Origin of the sequence: Haloferax sp. YSSS75 (assembly GCF_046764215.1) — an archaeon.
Classification (GTDB): Archaea; Halobacteriota; Halobacteria; order Halobacteriales; family Haloferacaceae; genus Haloferax.
Map to the genome: position 1 here is coordinate 1,178,357 of NZ_CP177206.1, position 16,510 is coordinate 1,194,866.

Annotated in this window: 22 protein-coding genes and 1 tRNA gene; 13 read left to right on the forward strand and 10 right to left on the reverse strand. The window is 62.5% G+C overall.

The genetic code is table 11. The features are described from left to right. Positions 1–64: 64 nt before the first annotated feature. Positions 65–292, forward strand: coding sequence for a DUF5795 family protein (locus ACK3R5_RS06220; protein ID WP_411963193.1), 228 nt, complete (start codon positions 65–67; stop codon positions 290–292). 56 nt (positions 293–348) lie between these two features. Further along, positions 349–525: transfer RNA gene (locus ACK3R5_RS06225), tRNA-Trp, on the forward strand. A 221-nt stretch (positions 526–746) separates the two neighbouring features. Here the strand turns inward: ACK3R5_RS06225 and ACK3R5_RS06230 are convergent. The 3 genes from ACK3R5_RS06230 to ACK3R5_RS06240 all read right to left on the reverse strand — a co-directional run bounded on the left by ACK3R5_RS06230 (position 747) and on the right by ACK3R5_RS06240 (position 2,151). Beyond that, entirely contained in the window at positions 747–1,046 is a 300-nt protein-coding gene (locus ACK3R5_RS06230; protein WP_411963195.1) for a hypothetical protein, read from the reverse strand. A gap of 19 nt (positions 1,047–1,065) precedes the next feature. Then, entirely contained in the window at positions 1,066–1,881 is an 816-nt protein-coding gene (locus ACK3R5_RS06235; protein WP_411968399.1) for a hypothetical protein, read from the reverse strand. A 114-nt stretch (positions 1,882–1,995) separates the two neighbouring features. Beyond that, positions 1,996–2,151 (reverse strand): hypothetical protein, encoded by a 156-nt coding sequence (locus tag ACK3R5_RS06240; RefSeq protein WP_411968400.1) that lies wholly within the window; start codon positions 2,149–2,151, stop codon positions 1,996–1,998. A gap of 389 nt (positions 2,152–2,540) precedes the next feature. Here ACK3R5_RS06240 and ACK3R5_RS06245 point away from each other — a divergent pair, with 389 nt between their 5' ends. The 3 genes from ACK3R5_RS06245 to ACK3R5_RS06255 all read left to right on the forward strand — a co-directional run bounded on the left by ACK3R5_RS06245 (position 2,541) and on the right by ACK3R5_RS06255 (position 4,856). Next, positions 2,541–2,924, forward strand: coding sequence for a hypothetical protein (locus ACK3R5_RS06245; RefSeq protein WP_411963198.1), 384 nt, complete (start codon positions 2,541–2,543; stop codon positions 2,922–2,924). 60 nt (positions 2,925–2,984) lie between these two features. Further along, positions 2,985–3,467, forward strand: a complete 483-nt coding sequence (locus tag ACK3R5_RS06250) for a dihydrofolate reductase (RefSeq protein WP_411968401.1) — start codon at positions 2,985–2,987, stop codon at positions 3,465–3,467. Positions 3,468–3,566: 99 nt separating this feature from the next. Beyond that, complete coding sequence (locus ACK3R5_RS06255; protein ID WP_411968402.1) at positions 3,567–4,856, forward strand: MFS transporter; 1,290 nt, start codon at positions 3,567–3,569, stop codon at positions 4,854–4,856. Between the two features lie 17 nt (positions 4,857–4,873). On the opposite strand, the gene ACK3R5_RS06260 is transcribed toward ACK3R5_RS06255, so the two are convergent. From ACK3R5_RS06260 to ACK3R5_RS06280, 5 genes are all read right to left on the reverse strand, one after another. After that, a complete protein-coding gene (locus tag ACK3R5_RS06260; RefSeq protein ID WP_411968642.1) occupies positions 4,874–5,938 on the reverse strand; it encodes a glycosyltransferase family 4 protein in 1,065 nt (354 codons plus the stop codon). A gap of 1 nt (position 5,939) precedes the next feature. Next, positions 5,940–6,317, reverse strand: a complete 378-nt coding sequence (locus ACK3R5_RS06265) for a 6-pyruvoyl trahydropterin synthase family protein (RefSeq protein WP_411968403.1) — start codon at positions 6,315–6,317, stop codon at positions 5,940–5,942. 6 nt (positions 6,318–6,323) lie between these two features. Continuing rightward, complete coding sequence (locus ACK3R5_RS06270) at positions 6,324–7,322, reverse strand: zinc-binding dehydrogenase (protein ID WP_411963202.1); 999 nt, start codon at positions 7,320–7,322, stop codon at positions 6,324–6,326. Between the two features lie 3 nt (positions 7,323–7,325). After that, positions 7,326–8,111: a GTP cyclohydrolase III gene (locus ACK3R5_RS06275; protein WP_411963203.1), complete on the reverse strand. Its 786-nt coding sequence runs from the start codon at positions 8,109–8,111 to the stop codon at positions 7,326–7,328. A gap of 210 nt (positions 8,112–8,321) precedes the next feature. Then, entirely contained in the window at positions 8,322–8,576 is a 255-nt protein-coding gene (locus ACK3R5_RS06280; RefSeq protein WP_411968404.1) for a hypothetical protein, read from the reverse strand. Positions 8,577–8,653: 77 nt separating this feature from the next. Between ACK3R5_RS06280 and ACK3R5_RS06285 the strand changes: the two genes are divergently transcribed. The 3 genes from ACK3R5_RS06285 to ACK3R5_RS06295 all read left to right on the forward strand — a co-directional run bounded on the left by ACK3R5_RS06285 (position 8,654) and on the right by ACK3R5_RS06295 (position 10,362). Continuing rightward, entirely contained in the window at positions 8,654–9,436 is a 783-nt protein-coding gene (locus tag ACK3R5_RS06285) for an HAD-IIA family hydrolase (RefSeq protein ID WP_411968405.1), read from the forward strand. Positions 9,437–9,549: 113 nt separating this feature from the next. Continuing rightward, positions 9,550–10,146, forward strand: a complete 597-nt coding sequence (locus tag ACK3R5_RS06290; RefSeq protein ID WP_411968406.1) for a DJ-1/PfpI family protein — start codon at positions 9,550–9,552, stop codon at positions 10,144–10,146. Between the two features lie 81 nt (positions 10,147–10,227). Continuing rightward, positions 10,228–10,362, forward strand: coding sequence for a hypothetical protein (locus ACK3R5_RS06295; protein ID WP_411963207.1), 135 nt, complete (start codon positions 10,228–10,230; stop codon positions 10,360–10,362). An 82-nt stretch (positions 10,363–10,444) separates the two neighbouring features. Here the strand turns inward: ACK3R5_RS06295 and ACK3R5_RS06300 are convergent, their stop codons facing one another. Continuing rightward, positions 10,445–10,843, reverse strand: coding sequence for an OsmC family protein (locus tag ACK3R5_RS06300; protein WP_411963208.1), 399 nt, complete (start codon positions 10,841–10,843; stop codon positions 10,445–10,447). A 96-nt stretch (positions 10,844–10,939) separates the two neighbouring features. Then, positions 10,940–11,656 (reverse strand): metal-dependent hydrolase, encoded by a 717-nt coding sequence (locus ACK3R5_RS06305; RefSeq protein ID WP_411968407.1) that lies wholly within the window; start codon positions 11,654–11,656, stop codon positions 10,940–10,942. 168 nt (positions 11,657–11,824) lie between these two features. On the opposite strand from ACK3R5_RS06305, the gene ACK3R5_RS06310 reads away from it, so the two are divergent. The 5 genes from ACK3R5_RS06310 (at position 11,825) to ACK3R5_RS06330 (ending at position 16,508) form a co-directional block, all read left to right on the forward strand. Next, on the forward strand, positions 11,825–12,478 hold the full coding sequence (locus ACK3R5_RS06310) for a hypothetical protein (protein WP_411968408.1): 654 nt from the start codon (positions 11,825–11,827) through the stop codon (positions 12,476–12,478). A 50-nt stretch (positions 12,479–12,528) separates the two neighbouring features. Beyond that, positions 12,529–13,260 (forward strand): fumarylacetoacetate hydrolase family protein, encoded by a 732-nt coding sequence (locus ACK3R5_RS06315; protein ID WP_411968409.1) that lies wholly within the window; start codon positions 12,529–12,531, stop codon positions 13,258–13,260. Positions 13,261–13,336: 76 nt separating this feature from the next. Beyond that, positions 13,337–13,900 carry a gluconate 2-dehydrogenase subunit 3 family protein gene (locus ACK3R5_RS06320; RefSeq protein WP_411968410.1) on the forward strand — a complete coding sequence of 188 codons (564 nt, stop codon included), beginning with the start codon at positions 13,337–13,339 and terminating at the stop codon, positions 13,898–13,900. Continuing rightward, positions 13,893–15,494, forward strand: coding sequence for a GMC family oxidoreductase (locus ACK3R5_RS06325; RefSeq protein ID WP_411968411.1), 1,602 nt, complete (start codon positions 13,893–13,895; stop codon positions 15,492–15,494). The genes ACK3R5_RS06320 and ACK3R5_RS06325 overlap by 8 nt, the downstream gene beginning before the upstream one ends. A 66-nt stretch (positions 15,495–15,560) precedes the next feature. After that, on the forward strand, positions 15,561–16,508 hold the full coding sequence (locus tag ACK3R5_RS06330) for a substrate-binding domain-containing protein (RefSeq protein WP_411968412.1): 948 nt from the start codon (positions 15,561–15,563) through the stop codon (positions 16,506–16,508). Positions 16,509–16,510 lie beyond the last annotated feature (2 nt).

A 16,510-nucleotide genomic window follows, 5' to 3' on the forward strand; every position in this document is an offset into this window, starting at 1 on the left:
GGGGGACCCAAATCGCCCTGTCGGTGACGCAGGGCTTACGTTACTCGGGAGGATTCGTCGGAGTATGAGCAATCGTGTCGTACAAGGTCGGATGGTGACGCCGGAGACGCTCGCCGAACTCGTCGAGGGTGAGCGCCCGCTGGAAGCCGAAGCGATAGAAGACGCCGACTTCGACTGCCCGGAGTGTGGCGAAAACGTCATTCAGGTCGGCTACATGCCGAGTGTAACCGAGTTCGTCACCGCCTACAAGTGCCAAGAGTGTGACTGGGCGGACGACGACCGGGACGAGTAGAATCGAAACCCCTTTAAGAAAAATCGCCATACGAGAGAGTGCAGAAAAGACGAATCGGGGCTGTGGCCAAGCCCGGCATGGCGACTGACTCCAGAGGCTTGGCGCCCGGGACGACACTCCAGCTGATATACTGAGCGGCCGACTGATCATCGGTCGTGTTGACGACCCTCTGGAGTTCCGAGGTGCCCACCGGAGATATCAGTCGATCGGGGGTTCAAATCCCTCCGGCCCCACTTCTACGCTGAAACTACACCCAACGAGCACCGCGTAGCGTGTGCTCGTCACGTCTGTGTCTGTGTCGAGTGCACTCGGAGGGATTTGAACCAAGGAGCGTCGCGAGCGAAGCGAGCAGAGCGACTGAGGTTCACGCGAGCGAAGCGAGCGTGAGTTCGTGAGACGGGTGTCTCACGGTGTTCAAAATCCACCGGCCTCACCAACTCAACGGCAGACGCTACTACGTATCGCCCGCAGAATCCGTCGCAACGTACACACCGGCCATATCCGTCTGCTCGACAGTCAATGTAACCTCGTCGTCCTCCGCGACACGCTGGTCTGTCACGACGGTGACCGCTTCGATTGGGTCGCGACGGACGAACGCCCAGACGAGGTCCAGTATCGAGGGGTGGCCGCCCCGTCGGACGACGACCACGTATCGCGACTCGGCTAACTCGGTGAGGCCGGGCGTCAGGTCTTGGTCGTCCAGTTCGTCCGGCGGGATGACGTGCAGGACTGTCCCCTGAATCGTCTCGGTCATGGGTCCACCACGGGTCCGGTCATAAGACAACCTCGCCATCGGGAAGCAACGTCGCTTCCGTTTGCGCTGCCTCTACGCCCGCCTCGACCAACATCGGGTCCTCGACTGGGCCGTCGAAGCGATTCGGGTCCGGTTCGACGGCTTCGAGCATCGACGTGAAGACGGGTCCCTTCCGGCCACCGGCGGAGACGATACCGCCGTACTTGCGCTCCTCGAACGGAGTCTCGTCGGGGTCTGGGAATTGCTCGCGGATAATCTGGGCCGTCTCGCGGACGTAGTCCGCTGCGTGTTGCTGTGAGTGTAGACTCTCGCTGTAGTAGGTGTCGGCGTATTCGTCGTCGAGTTCCTCGGTCATGTGTTCGGGCGACTCGTACCAGATAGACTCTGTCGTGGTGTAGCCACTCGCGAATCGAACGTTGACGGTGAAGCTATCTGGATACCTGAGGATAATCGGGAAGAACAGCATGTCTGCGATGGTGGTCCGTTGCTGGATTCGCCAGAGAGCCTCCAGATAGTACGAGGTGAGTGCCCCGATTCGGTCGTCTCGCTCCCCGTGGTGATACGCCATCGCGACCTCGGTGTAGTCGTCGCCAGCGAAGTGTCGCAGACGGCGCTCGAAACTCTCCGTGATACGGTCCTGTTCCGCCTCGTAGGCGGCCAGCAACGGTACGTCGGGGTCGGCGAGCATCTCCGCCCGTTGTTCCCGAGCGTCGGCCACGGTCATCATGTTCTCGTAGAAAAACCGCTCGGCTGCCGGAGTCTGGAGTGGTGTCCTGACTGCGTTCTGATACAGAACACTCGCATCGCCGTGGAATCGCTCCTGCCTCCCCGTCATGAGAGTTCTCTCAGTGGTGCCTACATATATGTTCTCGGCAACGATGGTCGAACGCGGCAGTCATCAATTGTGAAACGGAATCCACGGCGACCCAGGTTCGTCTCTCCGACCACCTCAGGAACGGTACAACTGCAGTGCGAGCAGAAAGACCACCAACAGCGGAATGACTGGAAGCGCAACGTCGAGAGGAACGAGGAGAAGCACGACGACGGACATGACGACGAACTCCAGGGCGACGAGGACGCTGATTAATTCGGATGGGTCGGCCATCGTCTGAGAGCACCTCTGCCGAAGGCACACGCTGTATCGAGGTTAACCTGACGGCGGTGCAACATTCTTTCCCGTCTCCGGGAATCGTCACGGTACTCGAAGCGATGACCGAACCCCCTCGACTACTCTATTGATAAAACTAATTTCCCAAACTCTGATAATCAACAGCAGGTATAGTATTTGGTTGACGAATTTCCAACTGCGGTTGTCGATGGCACCCCCTCTCATCCGCTGGTCCGTCAACCGCACTTTCCACTGCCCCACCCTTTCGAGAGGGACTCCGGATTCAATTTAACTACCACTTGTCAATTGTCCACAATTCCCACGTCGTGAGAACCACAGCAGTCGATAGCACAAACTGGGACGTACGTACGCTGTGGTGATGACTGATGCAACCTAAAGAGGACGACCTCATCGACGACGAGCGGGAGTCGGAGTTGATATCCGCCTGCCGAACGACCATCGGGGACCAACTGCGGTCGGTTACGTACTTCACGAAAGACAGATACGAGCAAATCTACCTCCGGTCTGACCTCGAAGCGGACGCCGACCTCGCTGGATTCGTCGATTACGAGTCGTGGGGATTCGACGCGCACAAAGCGTACCACGGGTCCGAACTCGGAAACTACCAGTTTACGATTCGGGTCTTCGACAACGGTTTCCTCGTGCGCGTCACCACGCCGACGAAAGGTGTGTTCCTGACGACGGACGGACTCACCCTCCACGACTTCGAGGAAGTCGCGACAGCGGTCGGTGAACTGCTGTCCGAATAGCCCGACGACGTCCTGCGTGAGGGACAACGATTTTCTCCCGGCGAACCTACACTTCGGACGATGGAACTCGTCTCTGTCGCCGCCCTCTCCGAGAACAACGTCATCGGCCGAGACGGCGAACTTCCGTGGCCAAGCATCCCAGAAGACAAGACGCAGTATCGGAACCGAATCGCCGACAGTCCGGTGATACTGGGTCGACAGACCTACGAGTCGATGCTGGACGACTTACCGGGGAGCGCCCAAATCGTCATGAGTCGAAGCGACCAGTCGTTCGACGTGTCGACGGCACACCACGCGCGCTCCGTCGAGGAGGCCACCGAAATCGCAGCGTCACTCGGTGCCGAGACGGCGTACGTCATCGGCGGCGGTGCGATTTACGACCTGTTTCAATCCCATCTCGACCGGATGGTGCTGAGCAGAGTCGACGGCGAGTACGACGGTGACACCTACTATCCCGAGTGGGACACAGAGGAGTGGCGACTCGACTCAGAGACGCCCTACGAACGGTTTACGCTTCAGGAGTGGGTTCGGGTCGACGACTGAGAACTCGGGTCGTATCGGCAGAACGACGAACACGGCGGGTTGCGGCGAACGACGCCCGAGCGAGTAGTTTGATGCGCCCAACACCCGTACCGGGGACCGATGGGGCTCAACCTCGACTCACGGATTCTCGCACTCGCGTTGGCACGCATGGTCGACGCCCTGGCGAACTCGTTTCTCGTCGTGGTCCTCCCGTTGTACATCGGCAGTCAAATCGTCTCGTTGCCGACGTTCGTCGGAACCACGGTCCAACTCGGCGCCGTCGATTTCACGCTGACGGTCGAACTGCTCATCGGTATCGTCCTCTCACTGTTCGGATTTCTCAATAGCTTCAGCCAGCCGTTTACGGGGTCCCTGTCGGACAAAACCGGCCGTCGGACCGTCTTTCTCCTGTTCGGCCTCGGACTCGTCGCCATCGGGAGTGCAGGCTATCTCGTCTTCACGGACTATCTCTCGATTCTCGTCATGCGCGCACTGCAAGGTATCGGTGCGGCGTTCACCATCCCGGTCACGGTTGCACTCGTCAACGAACTCTCCGACGAAGACGAGCGAGGCGGGAACTTCGGCCTGTTCAACACGTTCAGACTACTCGGTTTCGGTGTCGGACCAATCGTCGCAGGTGTCGTCATCAGCACCGGGCCGTACCGCATCGCCGGCATCGATATCACCGGATTCGACGCTGCCTTCCTCGTCGCCGTCGTGGGTGCGTTGGCCAGTTTCGTCCTCATCGCCCTCCTCATCGACGACCCAGAACGGACCGAAAACGAGGCGGCAGACGATATCTCTATCGCGGTTCGTGACCCCGACGGGTCGGGGTTGGACCCGGTGTTCGCCCTCGGACTCGCGACTATCGTGATGGCGCTGAGCATCGCCATGTTCGCCCCGCTGGCCAACGTCATCAACACGCGACTCGACCAGGGGACGTTCCTGTTTTCGGTGCAGTTCGGGGCGACGGTGCTCGCAAACGTCGTCTTCCAGTATCCAATCGGCCGACTGAGCGACCGTTACGGACGGCGACCGTTCCTCGTCGGTGGCTTTCTCCTCTTGTTGCCGACGACGCTCGCACAGGGGTTCGTCCGCTCGTCTGAACTGATGATAATCGCCCGGTTCCTGCAGGGCGTCGCCGTCGCCGCCGTGTTCGCACCGTCGCTGGCACTCGCCGGTGACCTGGCGAAGGAGGGCCAGTCGGGGTCGACCCTCTCACTCCTGACGATGGGATTCGGCCTCGGCGTCGCGTTCGGGACGCTCTTTTCGGGCATCCTCGTCGGATTCGGCTTTTCGGTCCCGTTCGTCGCCGCGACTGTCCTCGGAACTATCGGCCTGTTTCTCGTGTACACGCAGGTTGGAGAGACAGTCGAGACTTCGACGCCGACGCCCGCGGGAAGCGACTGACGACGCGTTCGGACACGTCACTCGACGCGTCGCAGGAGGAACTCCCGGATGGTCGTTCCCGTCTCGTCCCACGTACAGTGTGCTGAGAACCTGTCCCGGGCGGCAACCGAGTGTGCGACGAGGCGCTGGCGGTTTCGACACAGCGGTGCGAGTGCGTCTGTTATCTGGGAGATATCTGTCGGGTCGACCAGAAAGCCATCGCGGCGGTGCGTGACGAGTTCGCTCGCCCCGCCTTCCTGTGAGACGACTGCCGGCAGGCCGAACCCCATCGCTTCGAGCGCGGCGATACCGAACCCTTCGTAGTACGAAGGGAGGGCAAAGACGTGCGACTCACGGAGCGTCGTCGCGAGGTCCGCGTCCGAGAGTCGTCCGGTAAACGTCACCCGATGGTCGATACCGAGTGTGTCCGCGAGAGACCGAAGTGACCGTTCGTAGCCGACGTCCACTGCTTCGCCGACGACAGTCAGTCGCCAGTCGCCGCTGATGCGGGCGAGCGCACGAAGCAGGCCATCGACGTTCTTTCTCGGTTCGAGGTTTCCCACCGAGACGACCCGGAGTGGCCCGTCGTGGGCGCGTGACCGAATCTCGTCGTCGTCCACTGGGGCACCGAACGAAGAGAAGCGGTCGCCTGCGGGGTAGGCGACGACGCTCGGGTCGGGGGTGGTCACGGCCGCCACTGTCTCTCGTGTCGTCTCGCTGTTGAAGACGAACGCGTCGACGGAGCGGAGATACCGTTTCTCGACCATCTGGCGCAGGTACCGTCGCCACGTCGTGTGGGATTCTCGTGAGTCGAGGTGGTGGACGAGCGAGACGATTGGCGTCTCGTCGTCGAGGCGTGGGTTCACCCCCGCGAGCGACGGATGACACAGTTCGTCTTCGAGGATGACGTCGACGTCGAGTCGTCGGAGGCGACGGTACGCAGTCGTGGTCTCACGAAGTCGCGTCCGGTAGGGTCCCTCCGAGAGGGAGACGACGGTCACCTCGTCGCCTGCGGCACGGAGCGTGCGGACGAGTTCGAGGTCGTAACGATAGCCACCGGAGCGTCCGTCGAGTGGGCCGTAGACGACGAGTCCGACTCGCACGTCAGAGCGCCGTCTCGTAGGTGGCACTCGCCACGTCGTCTTCCCAGACGCGGACCGTCACGTGCTTGGGGGTTTCGAGCGACGCTGCCTCGACGAATCGCACGCAGATTTCGTGCGCGAGACGTTCGACGCTCGGATTCTTCCCCTGGAACTCGATGAGGTCGTTCATCGTCTTGTCGCGGTACCGACTCAGCGTGGCGTCTAACGCGGCTTTCACGTCGTCGATATCGACGAGGTAGCCGTACTGGTTGAGTTCAGGCCCAGAGAGTTCGATTTCGACCGTAAACGCGTGCGAGTGGAGTTCACCTTCGGGTCCCGGGTTCGGGACGGTCAGAAAGTGTTGGGCAATCATCTCTCTGCGAACCGAGACACGATACATAACCTGTCAACAGTCGGCATAGGTAAAGAGGATTTGGACGGCTTCCGCCGGGTCGTCTTCGAGCAGGCGGTAGGCACGCGGTGCCTCGTCGACGGCGAGGCGGTGCGTGACGAGTGACTCGATTGGAAGGTCGGCCAGATGCTCCCACGCCAGCGAGAAGCGTCGGTCGGCGTCCCACCGGCCACGGAGGTCCGGTGCAATCGTGCTCACCTGACTACTCTCGATGCTGATTCGGGACCGATGGAACTGCCCCCCGAGGTCGAGGACTGCAGGTTTGGTCCCGTACCACGACCCGACGAGGACGCGCCCGGCGTATCGCGTCACGTCGAGTGCGTGGTCGAGTGCGTCCGGGTTGCCCGAGAGTTCGAGTGTGAGGTCCGCACCGTCTGCGGGCGTGTCGAGTTCGTCGGGATGGACCGCATTCGTCGCCCCGAGTTCGAGTGCGAGTTCGCGGCGTTCGGCGACACAGTCGGCGACGGTGAGACTTCCGAGTGGGAACTGACCGAGAAGCGCCGTCGTCACGAGTCCGACGACGCCCTGTCCGAAGACGACGACGTGTTCGCCGATGCGTGGGTTGCCGTCCATCACGAAGTTGAGTGCCGTCTCCATCGTCGGCAACATCGCGGCGCGGGCGTCACTCACGTCGTCTGGAATCTGATACAGTTCGCTCGGACTGGTGAGAAATCGGCTCTCGTGTGGGTTGAACACGAACACCCGGCGGTCGAGCCACGAGGAGTCGACGTCGCTGCCGACAGCCTCGACGTCACCGACCGCCGCGTAGCCATAGCGAAGCGGAAACGAGAGGTCACCGTCGAGGGCGGCGAGCGAAGCGTCCGCCGGGAGGTCAGTCGGTGCTTCGCCCCGGTAGACGAGTCGCTCGGTGCCGGAACTCACTGCAGTGAGTCGCGTCCGAACGCGGACTTCGTCGGGTGCGGGTTCGGGAACGTCGCGCTCACGGACTTCGACTGCCTCCGGGCCGACGAAGTAGACCGCACGACCCTGCATCGGTCAGTCGTGTGCAGTCTCTATCGAAGCGTCTGCGAACTCGACGGTCGTGCCGCGGTGGCGGCAGTCTTCGAGGGCGTGTTTGGCGGCGAACCCTGCCTCGTGGGCGTTGCTCGCCGTCCCGACGCCGACTTTGAGTTCGACGCCCGCTTCGGACTCGACGTGTTCGATAGCCGCGCGGTACTGGTCGGGCGTGAGGTCCGGCGTGACCGAGATGATGTTGTCGCCGCCGACGAAGAAGGACAGCGCGCCGTGTTCGTGCCGCAGGTGGCGCATGAGCGACGCGTAGCCCTGTTCTATCTGGATGAACGTGTCGAACTCGTTGAGACGGTCGGTGTACTTGCCCGTCGCGTCGTTCACGTCGAAGTGCGCAATCTGCAGGTCGGAATCCGAGCGGTCTGCGTCGGCGAGCGTGTCGCCGGAGAGGACTTCACGGCGGTTGCCGTCCTGTGCGCTGCCGGCGCGTTGAATCACGTCGGTGGCGCGTTCGAGTGCGACAGCAGGGTTTCGGTCCACCCCGATGCCGAGACTGAGCGTCACCGGGTATCGGTTGCCGATAGATTCCTGCAGCAGTTCGTGGTCGTCGCGGTCCATCCCGTTCGTGACCGCGACCATGTTGTCGAAGCGGGTGAAGAAGACGTACCCGTCTCGAGACCCGACGAACTGGGCCAGGTCGGCGAACAGTCGCGACTGGAGCGTCTGGAGGTCCATCTCCCGTCGCGGGTCCGGTGTAACCGTCCACGGCCCGTAGTTGTCGATCTGGACGAGGGTCAGCTGCGTATTCGTCACGGTAGAACGGTGGGGCGACGCGCATATCGTTCTTTGGTTCTGCGACGATTCGACCGGGACTCTCGGGACAGGTTGGTCCGGCGGTTCGGAGACGTCGTTCGGGTCACTCGATACTCTGCACCGGAGAACAGTCCTTGGGCACCGAAACTGCGTTCCTGGGCGTCGCTGTGGAACGACGCAGGCGTCTTGCAGAAGATTACGTGGGTGTCATTACGTGGGCGTCTTGCGAAGGAACCGACTCGCGAGTACGTCGAGGATGGCCCACGTCACTACCCACACGACGATAGTCGCCACGACGATTGTCGTCGTCGACAACAACGGCACCACCACTGCCATCGTCGCGACCATCGAGTACGTCACGAAGAGTGCGACCATCGCCGTCACGAGTCCGTAGACGCCCATCGCGCTGTTTCCAGTCGCTGGTCCTCTGAGCCACCCGACCAGCCGTTTCGTGGAGACACCCATATTGTGAGATACGTCACCACGCCACATAATAGTTCTCCGGGCGAACGTTCAACAACCGTCGAACCCTACCACGGACGATGCAGTATCGAGGTGTCGTCCTCGACGTCGACGGAAGCGTCGTTCGGGGAGACGAAGCCATACCCGGTGCACTCGACGGCCTCTCGGCCATCGAATCCGCCGGACTCGCCCGCTTGTTCGTCTCGAACAACCCGACGAAAGCACCGCCAGCCTACGAGGCGCGGTTACGAAAGGCCGGCATCGAGGCCACAGCAGAGGAAATCGTCACGTCCGGGACGACGACGACAGTCTATCTCGCCGAACACCATCCCGGAGCACGGACGTACTGTATCGGGGAGTCGGGCCTCCACGACCAACTCCGCGACGCGGGCCTCGAACTCGTCGGACCGACCGACGCACCCGACGTCGTCGTCGTCGCTATCGACCGTGAGTTCGACTTCGACGACTTACGCGACGCCTACGTCGCCCTCCGCGACGGCGCGAAGTTCTACGGCACCGACCCCGATATCATCATCCCGACTGCCGACGGCGACATCCCCGGGTCGGGGGCGATAATTCACGCTGTCGCCGGCGTCGCCGGCCGTGAACCCGACGCAGTACTCGGAAAGCCCTCGGCAGTCGCCCAACGGGTCGTACTGGAGAGACTCGGCCTGCCCGCCGAAGACGTACTCGTCGTCGGCGACAGACTCGACACCGACATCGCGTTCGGCCTCGACGCGGGGATGGAGACTGCGCTCGTCAAAACCGGCGTCACGGACGAGGCGGCACTGGCGAACAGTCCGTACGAACCCCACCACGTCCTCGACGGACTCGGTGACATCGGGCGACTCCTCTCGAAGTAGTCGCTCCGGGGGCCCACGCCCCCACCGCGACACGTTCTCGAAAGCGTGAGTGTCGCCGGTTCGTGAACAACGATTATTGTTCTGACACGAGAACTACCGAATGGGTGAACCCCATGCCCGGAAAGAAAATTCTACTCCTCGCTGGCGATTTCGTCGAGGATTACGAGGTGATGGTACCGTTCCAAGCGCTCCAGATGGTGGGTCACGAAGTCCACGCGGTCTGTCCGGAGAAGGATGCGGGCGACAGTTGTAAGACTGCCGTCCACGACTTCCGCGGCGACCAGACGTATCTGGAGACGCGCGGTCACGACTTCGCACTGAACGCGACGTTCGCGGATATCGACCCCGCAGATTACGACGCACTCGTCGTTCCCGGTGGGCGGGCACCCGAGTATCTCCGTGGCTACGAGGAGGTACTCGACACGGTTCGGCACTTCTTCGACGAGAACAAACCGGTCGCCGCAATCTGCCACGGCCCGCAGATTCTCGCCGCCGCCGGCGTACTCGATGGCTACGAGATGACGTCGTATCCGGCAGTCCAACCGGAAGTCGAGCGTGCCGGGTGTACGTGGGTGGACGAAGTGACCGTCGATGGGAACCTCGTCACCGGACAGGCGTGGCCAGACCACCCCGAGTGGTTGTCGGCGTTCCTCACCGTCCTCGGCACCGAAATCAGCCACGAAACGCCCACCGCCGCGGCGGACGACTGAGACACACATCTCACACGTAACTGTTACCACGTGTGAGAATGTCTGACAAAGATTTTTAACACCCGAAGCGTAGTGTCTGCCATGGAAGAACCGAACAGCCCGTACTTCCGCGAACAAGTCGAGACTGTCGCCGAATCAGACCCGCAAGATGGCGAGGTCGTAATCGTGGAGGGGAAGGCCATGAGCCTTCGAACATACCGACAGCGTCACCACTGACGCGTCGGGTACTTGGGCTGTCGAGTCCACGGACCGCACCGTTACGCGGATTTTTGAACGACTAAATCGAGACCGAGAGCGCTTAGAACGCGCCGCCGATGACGGTCACGTTCGCCTGCAGGTCGTCACGGAGTGCGTCGTGGACGTGACAGATGTCCTCTGCGAGTGCCGTAATCTCGGCGAACTCCTCGTCAGAGAGGTCCGCCTCGACGTAGACGTCGAACCGAATCTCCGAGAGGTCGTCGCCTTCGGTGAGTTCGGCGTCGGCGTCGATTTGAATCTTCCCCAGGTCGTCGTGGCCCGTCTTCTGACCACCGACGCGGAAGGCCGGGAGGAAACAGGAGGCGTACGTCGCGACGAGCGTCGCGTTCGGGTTCGGACCACGCTCGTTCGTCGCGTCGATGTCGAGGGCGTAGCTTCCCACTTGACTCGTCGTCGCGAAGCCTTCGTCGCTGACTGTCGAGGTTTGGATGTCGGGCATCACCCGGTGGTCAGGAGTGTTCGGCCCTAACGGTTCCTCGATTGGACGGGATGGTGCACGACCGGGACAAAAATATGAGTCGGGAACAGACGCGACTTAGTCGAGTGTGAACGACTCGTCGGCGTCGAGGACATGAACCTCGGCGCGACTGCCGGCGGCCTTTACCTCGTGTTCGAAGTCGCGGATGTCGATTTCGATGGCGGGGAACGTGTTGTAGTGCATCGGGAAGACGTGGTCGACGTCCAGCCAATCGGTGGCGATGGCGGCCTGTAGCGGCCCCATCGTGTAGTGGTCGCCGACGGGGAGTGCCGCCGCGTCGGGTTCGAGATACGGCGCGAAAACCTCGCGCATGTCGGTCATGAGACCCGTGTCGCCTGCGTGGTAGAACGTCGTGGAGTCGTCGTCGGACTCGCGGGAGGGCATCGTGTCGCTAATCATGTACCCGCCCGGCACGCCGGCGTCGTATTCGTAACCCGTGTTGATGCCGTTCGTGTGGTCTGCACGGACCATCGAGACGAAGGCATCGCCGAGTTCGACGGTGCCGCCGATGTTCATCCCAATCGTCTCGTCGACACCCATCTCGGCTTCGACGTAGCTGACGATTTCGGGTGTGCCGACGACAGTCGCCCCGTCGAACGCGCCGGCGTCTGAGATGTGGTCGGCGTGACCGTGTGTGAGGAGGACGTAGTCCGGCGTCTCGACGTCGCTCGGGTCGAGCGACGTGAAGGGGTTGTCGAAGAACGGGTCGATGAGGAGCGAGGTGTCTTCGACTGTGACGTACCACGTCGAGTGACCGTGCCAGGTGAGTTCCATTGCATTCAGACGTTACACGTGAAATACACAAAAAGGTATTCGCGGGGGGCGGTGTGACCGGATTCTTCCCACCGACATCTCCGAATTTCGAGCGGCAACGTCCCCACCGAGGGCAACGTCCACCGAGGCTCGGCAGGACTTTTCATTCTACAATCACATGAACTGTGTATGTCCCCGAACGACCAGGCGGTCCAGAAACACAGAAACCGCCCCGAATCGCTCGACGCGCAGGACAGAGGGGTGGACGCGTGGCTCGATGCCATCATCTACTACGGCCTCGGTCAGCAGATGGTGCTCGCACTCCCGATGCTCTGGATTGCGTTTCAGACCGTCTCGTATCCAGTCGCGGTGACGACGAGCGCAATCGTCTCGCTGGGTGTGTCCTCCGTGACCATCGGTGCCTTCCGGATGGGCGTGCTCTCGACGGCCCACCCGTGGCACCGCATCGATGACAACGAAATCGGCCTCGGCCCTCGCGGGGGGTACGGCTTTCTCGCGCGCCGGGCGGCGTATCTGAACGCGACACTGGGCCTGGGGACGTTCTCAGGAGCGATTGCAGACGTGGGGGGCGGTGGCCTCTTCGCCGCGGTTCTCGTCGCCGGGGGGTTCACGTTCGGTGCCCTGTACGTGTTGCCGAACCTCCGTGCGGCCCACCGCAGACAGTCGATTCTCCTCCGCACTATCTACTACGCCGTCGCACTCACGCTCGTCGCCACCTCCGGGCAGGTGTTGGACCTCTCTGTCGGCGCACCGAGCGCGGCGTTCGCGTTCGCCATCGCCTGTCTCTACGCTTGCATCGACGTCGGGTTGGACCTGTTTTGACGGCCAGTGGGATGTAAAGACCTATCACGAACGACACAGACTCGTCGTCCATGCACCACGTTCGTTTTCGTGACCCTGCCGGTGCGGTCCGACAGGGTGAGTGGCACGGCAATTCAGTCTCGTTCTGCGGCGACACCTACGACCTGGGAGAGGTAGACGTCCTCCCACCGTGCGAACCGACCAAAATCATCTGTATCGGTCGCAACTACGCCAAACACGCCGAAGAGCGCGACGAAGAGGTCCCCGACCGACCGTTGCTGTTCCTCAAGACGCCGAACACCGTCGCCAGTCACGGCGACACCGTGACGCTCCCCGCAGGCAAGGAGAACGTGGAACACGAGGCAGAACTGGCCGTCGTCATCGGCGAGCAGTGTCGGAACGTCGCCCCCGAAGACGCCGAGGACGTCGTCGCGGGATACACCATCATGAACGACGTGTCGAACCGTGACGACCAGGACATCGAGTCGAACTGGGTTCGCGGGAAGGCGTTCGACGGTGCGGCACCGCTCGGGCCTGTCCTCGCCGACCCGGAACATCTCCCCGACGACGCCGGTATCTCGCTCCGAGTGAACGGTGAGACCAGACAGGACTCCAGCATCGAACACCTCATCTTCTCCATCCCGGAGCTTATCGCCGAGATTACGACCTACCTGACGCTCGAACCGGGTGATGTCATCTCGACGGGCACGCCCGAAGGCGTCGGCCCACTCGTAGATGGAGACCACGTCGAAGTCGAAATCGAGGGCGTCGGCGTCCTCGAACACGACGTGCGACAGGACTGAGGCCGCGAACGCCCCGTTTTTCGCTACGCGAGAGAATGGACAAGCCCTAAGTTTAGGCTCGCCTAATTCCGGACGAATGCGGCTGACGCGACGGGACGCGATTGCGGTTCTCGCCGGACTCGGCATCGTCGGCGGAGGTGCAGTCGCCATCGACCGGTTCGACCCACCGACCGCAGACGGCATCGAACCATCCGCGGCGGAGGTACTGGCGACGATGGTCGCTGCCGGAGAAGTCGTCTATCCGAGCGAGGCCGAAGGTATCGACACGTTCGTCGAGACGTACGTCCTCGGGCGCACGAGAGACGAGAACCGAGGGGAACAGATGCGAGCGACCGCCGCAGAACTCGACGACGTCGCCAGAGAGTGGTACGAGTCGCCGTTTTCCGAACTCCCGGCAGCGAAGCGAGACGCCCTCCTCCGCGAACTGGGAGCAGACACTGCTGACCCAATCGCGGATGGCACGTTCTCCGAGCGAGTCCGGTTCCACGTCGTGAACGAACTGCTCTACGCCTTTTACGCCTCACCGACAGGTGGCCGACTCGTCGGCATCGAGAACCCAATCGGCTACCCCGGCGGCACCGAGAGTTACCAGCGGGCGACGATGGACGGAGACGAGGGAACGGGTGAGAGCGATGGCTAACGACGCTCAGACCGACCGGACGCCAGTCGAAGACGCCGACGTGTGTATCGTCGGTGCCGGCCCCGCCGGCGGCATCGTCGCACACAGACTCGCGGAGTCCGGCGCAACAGTCGTCGTCCTCGAAGCGGGACCACGATTCGACGGCGACAGACGTGAGCAACTGGAACGACACGTCCGTCCGGGACTCGGAAACCCGTGGGAGATGGGCGGGCCACGAGACGAGTTCACGTCGTCAGGCGCGTCGTTCTATCCGCTCAACGCCGCGCGTGTGAAGGGCGTCGGCGGAACCACGCTCCACTGGCAGGGGATGGTCATGCGCCTCCACGAACGTGACTTCGAACTCGCCTCGCGCCACGACACCGGCGTCGACTGGCCCATCTCCTATTCGGACCTCAAACCCTACTACGCGGAGGCAGAACGCGAATTAGGTGTCGCCGGCGCGGTAGACAACCCGTACGCACCGCCACGTGACGACCCCTATCCGCTTCCGGCGTTCCCACCGTCTCACTCTGACTCACTCTTCGCCGACGCCTGTGAGCGTCTCGAAATCGACATGCACTCGGTTCCGAACGCCCGCAACTCGGAACCGTACGACGGTCGGTCACCGTGTATCGGGTACGGAACGTGCAAACCGGTCTGTCCCTCGGGTGCGAAGTACACCGCCGAGTCACACGTCGAGAAGGCGGAGACGGCGGGCGCACGCATCGTCGACCAGGCACGAGTCCGCCGTCTCGAACACGACGACTCCGGAGACTCCGTCGTCGCCGCCGTCTACACCACACCCGACGGCGAGACGCACCGACAGGAAGCAGGCCAGTTCGTCCTCGCCTGTGGCGGCGTCGAGAACGTCCGGTTGCTCTTGCTCTCTGCGTCCGACCAGTATCCCGACGGACTGGCGAACTCGTCGGGTACCGTCGGCCGGTACTTCATGGACCACCTGTTCGCCGGCATGGGTGGCCGACTCGACAGGCCGACCAGACAGAACCACGTCGGGTTCAACACGAGCGAGACACACCAGTTCTACGACGACTCTGACCCCGTCAACGGCATCAAACTGGAGTTCCTCAACTACGCCGGCCCGTCGCCCGTCATCGACGCCCTCCACGCCGACACGTGGGGCGACGAGTTGCGCGACCAGTTGGCGGAGTCTTACGGGACGCACATCGCGATGGGTGCGCTCGTCGAACAACTCCCACGGGAGGACAACTACGTGACCCTCGACGCAGAGACGACGGACGATTTGGGCGACCCAGTCCCCGAAGTCCACTGGTCTGTCGACGACCAGACGAAGGCCGCCCTCACCCGTGCAAACGAGATACAGGCGTCGGTGATGGACGAACTCGGCGTCGACGAGACGTGGACCGTCGGTCCGGAGTCGACCGGTCCCGCGTTCCACCATATGGGGACGACCCGGATGGGCGACGACCACGAGACGAGCGTCGTCGACGCCGACTGCCGGACACACGACCTGCAGAACCTCTGGATTGCCGGGTCGAGCGTCTTCCCGACGGGCGGCGCGATGAACCCGACGCTCACCATCGCCGCACTCGCGGTCCGACTCGCCGAGTCGGTTCGGACGCAGGTACGTAACTGAATCCGATTTCAACATCCTGAGAATGGTACCATTGTAATTTACCTATCCAGGGAGAACTGCGAACTAATGCTGAGGCGACGATTCATCCAATCGGTCGGCGCGGTGGGTGCACTGGGGGTCGCTGGTTGCCTCGGCGGCAACGACCGGCGAGGGAATAGCGGGATGGCACTCAGTGGCGGGAGCGACGCCGCGGGCGATTCCGACACGAACGGCGGTGTCTCCGGCGACCTGACGCTCGCGACGGCGACGACGGCTTACGACACGGGTCTCCTCGACGTACTCCACGAAGGATTCACTGAGAGATACGGCGTGCGCGTCAAGACACTCGTGCAAGGGACCGGTGCCGCTCTTCGAACCGCCGCGGATGGCGACGCCGACGTGGTCATCACACACGCCCGGCGTGCAGAAGACGAGTTCCTCCGTGCTGGCCACGGCATCAACCGCCGTGATTTGATGCACAACGACTTCCTCGTCGTCGGGCCGGAAGACGACCCGGCAGGCATCGAGGCGGTCGGAAACGACCCGCTGGCCGCCTTCGAAACCATCAGTGAGGCTGACTCGTTGTTCCTCTCTCGCGGCGACAACTCGGGGACTCACATCAGAGAACGACTGCTGTGGGACCGCTGTGGGGCCGACCCCACCGAACGGTGGTATCAGGCGACCGGTGACGGGATGGGAGACACGCTCAGACAGGCCGACCGACGCGGGGCGTACACGCTCGTCGATAGGGGTACCTACCACGTGATGGCAGACTCCACGTCGCTCGTCAGTTACGTCGAAGGGCCACTCGGTGGTGGACCGGACATCCTGCTGAACGAGTACGCGGTGATTCCCACGAACCCCGCCAGACACGAGGTGAACTACCCCGTCGCGATGGCGTACGTCGGCTATCTCACCGGCAGAGAGGGACAGGAGATAATCCGAGACTTCGGTGAGACGACGCTGTTCGTCCCCGACGCACTCGACGACGACCCATCTTTCGACCAGTACCGACCGGAGAGCGACGACGAGTGAGA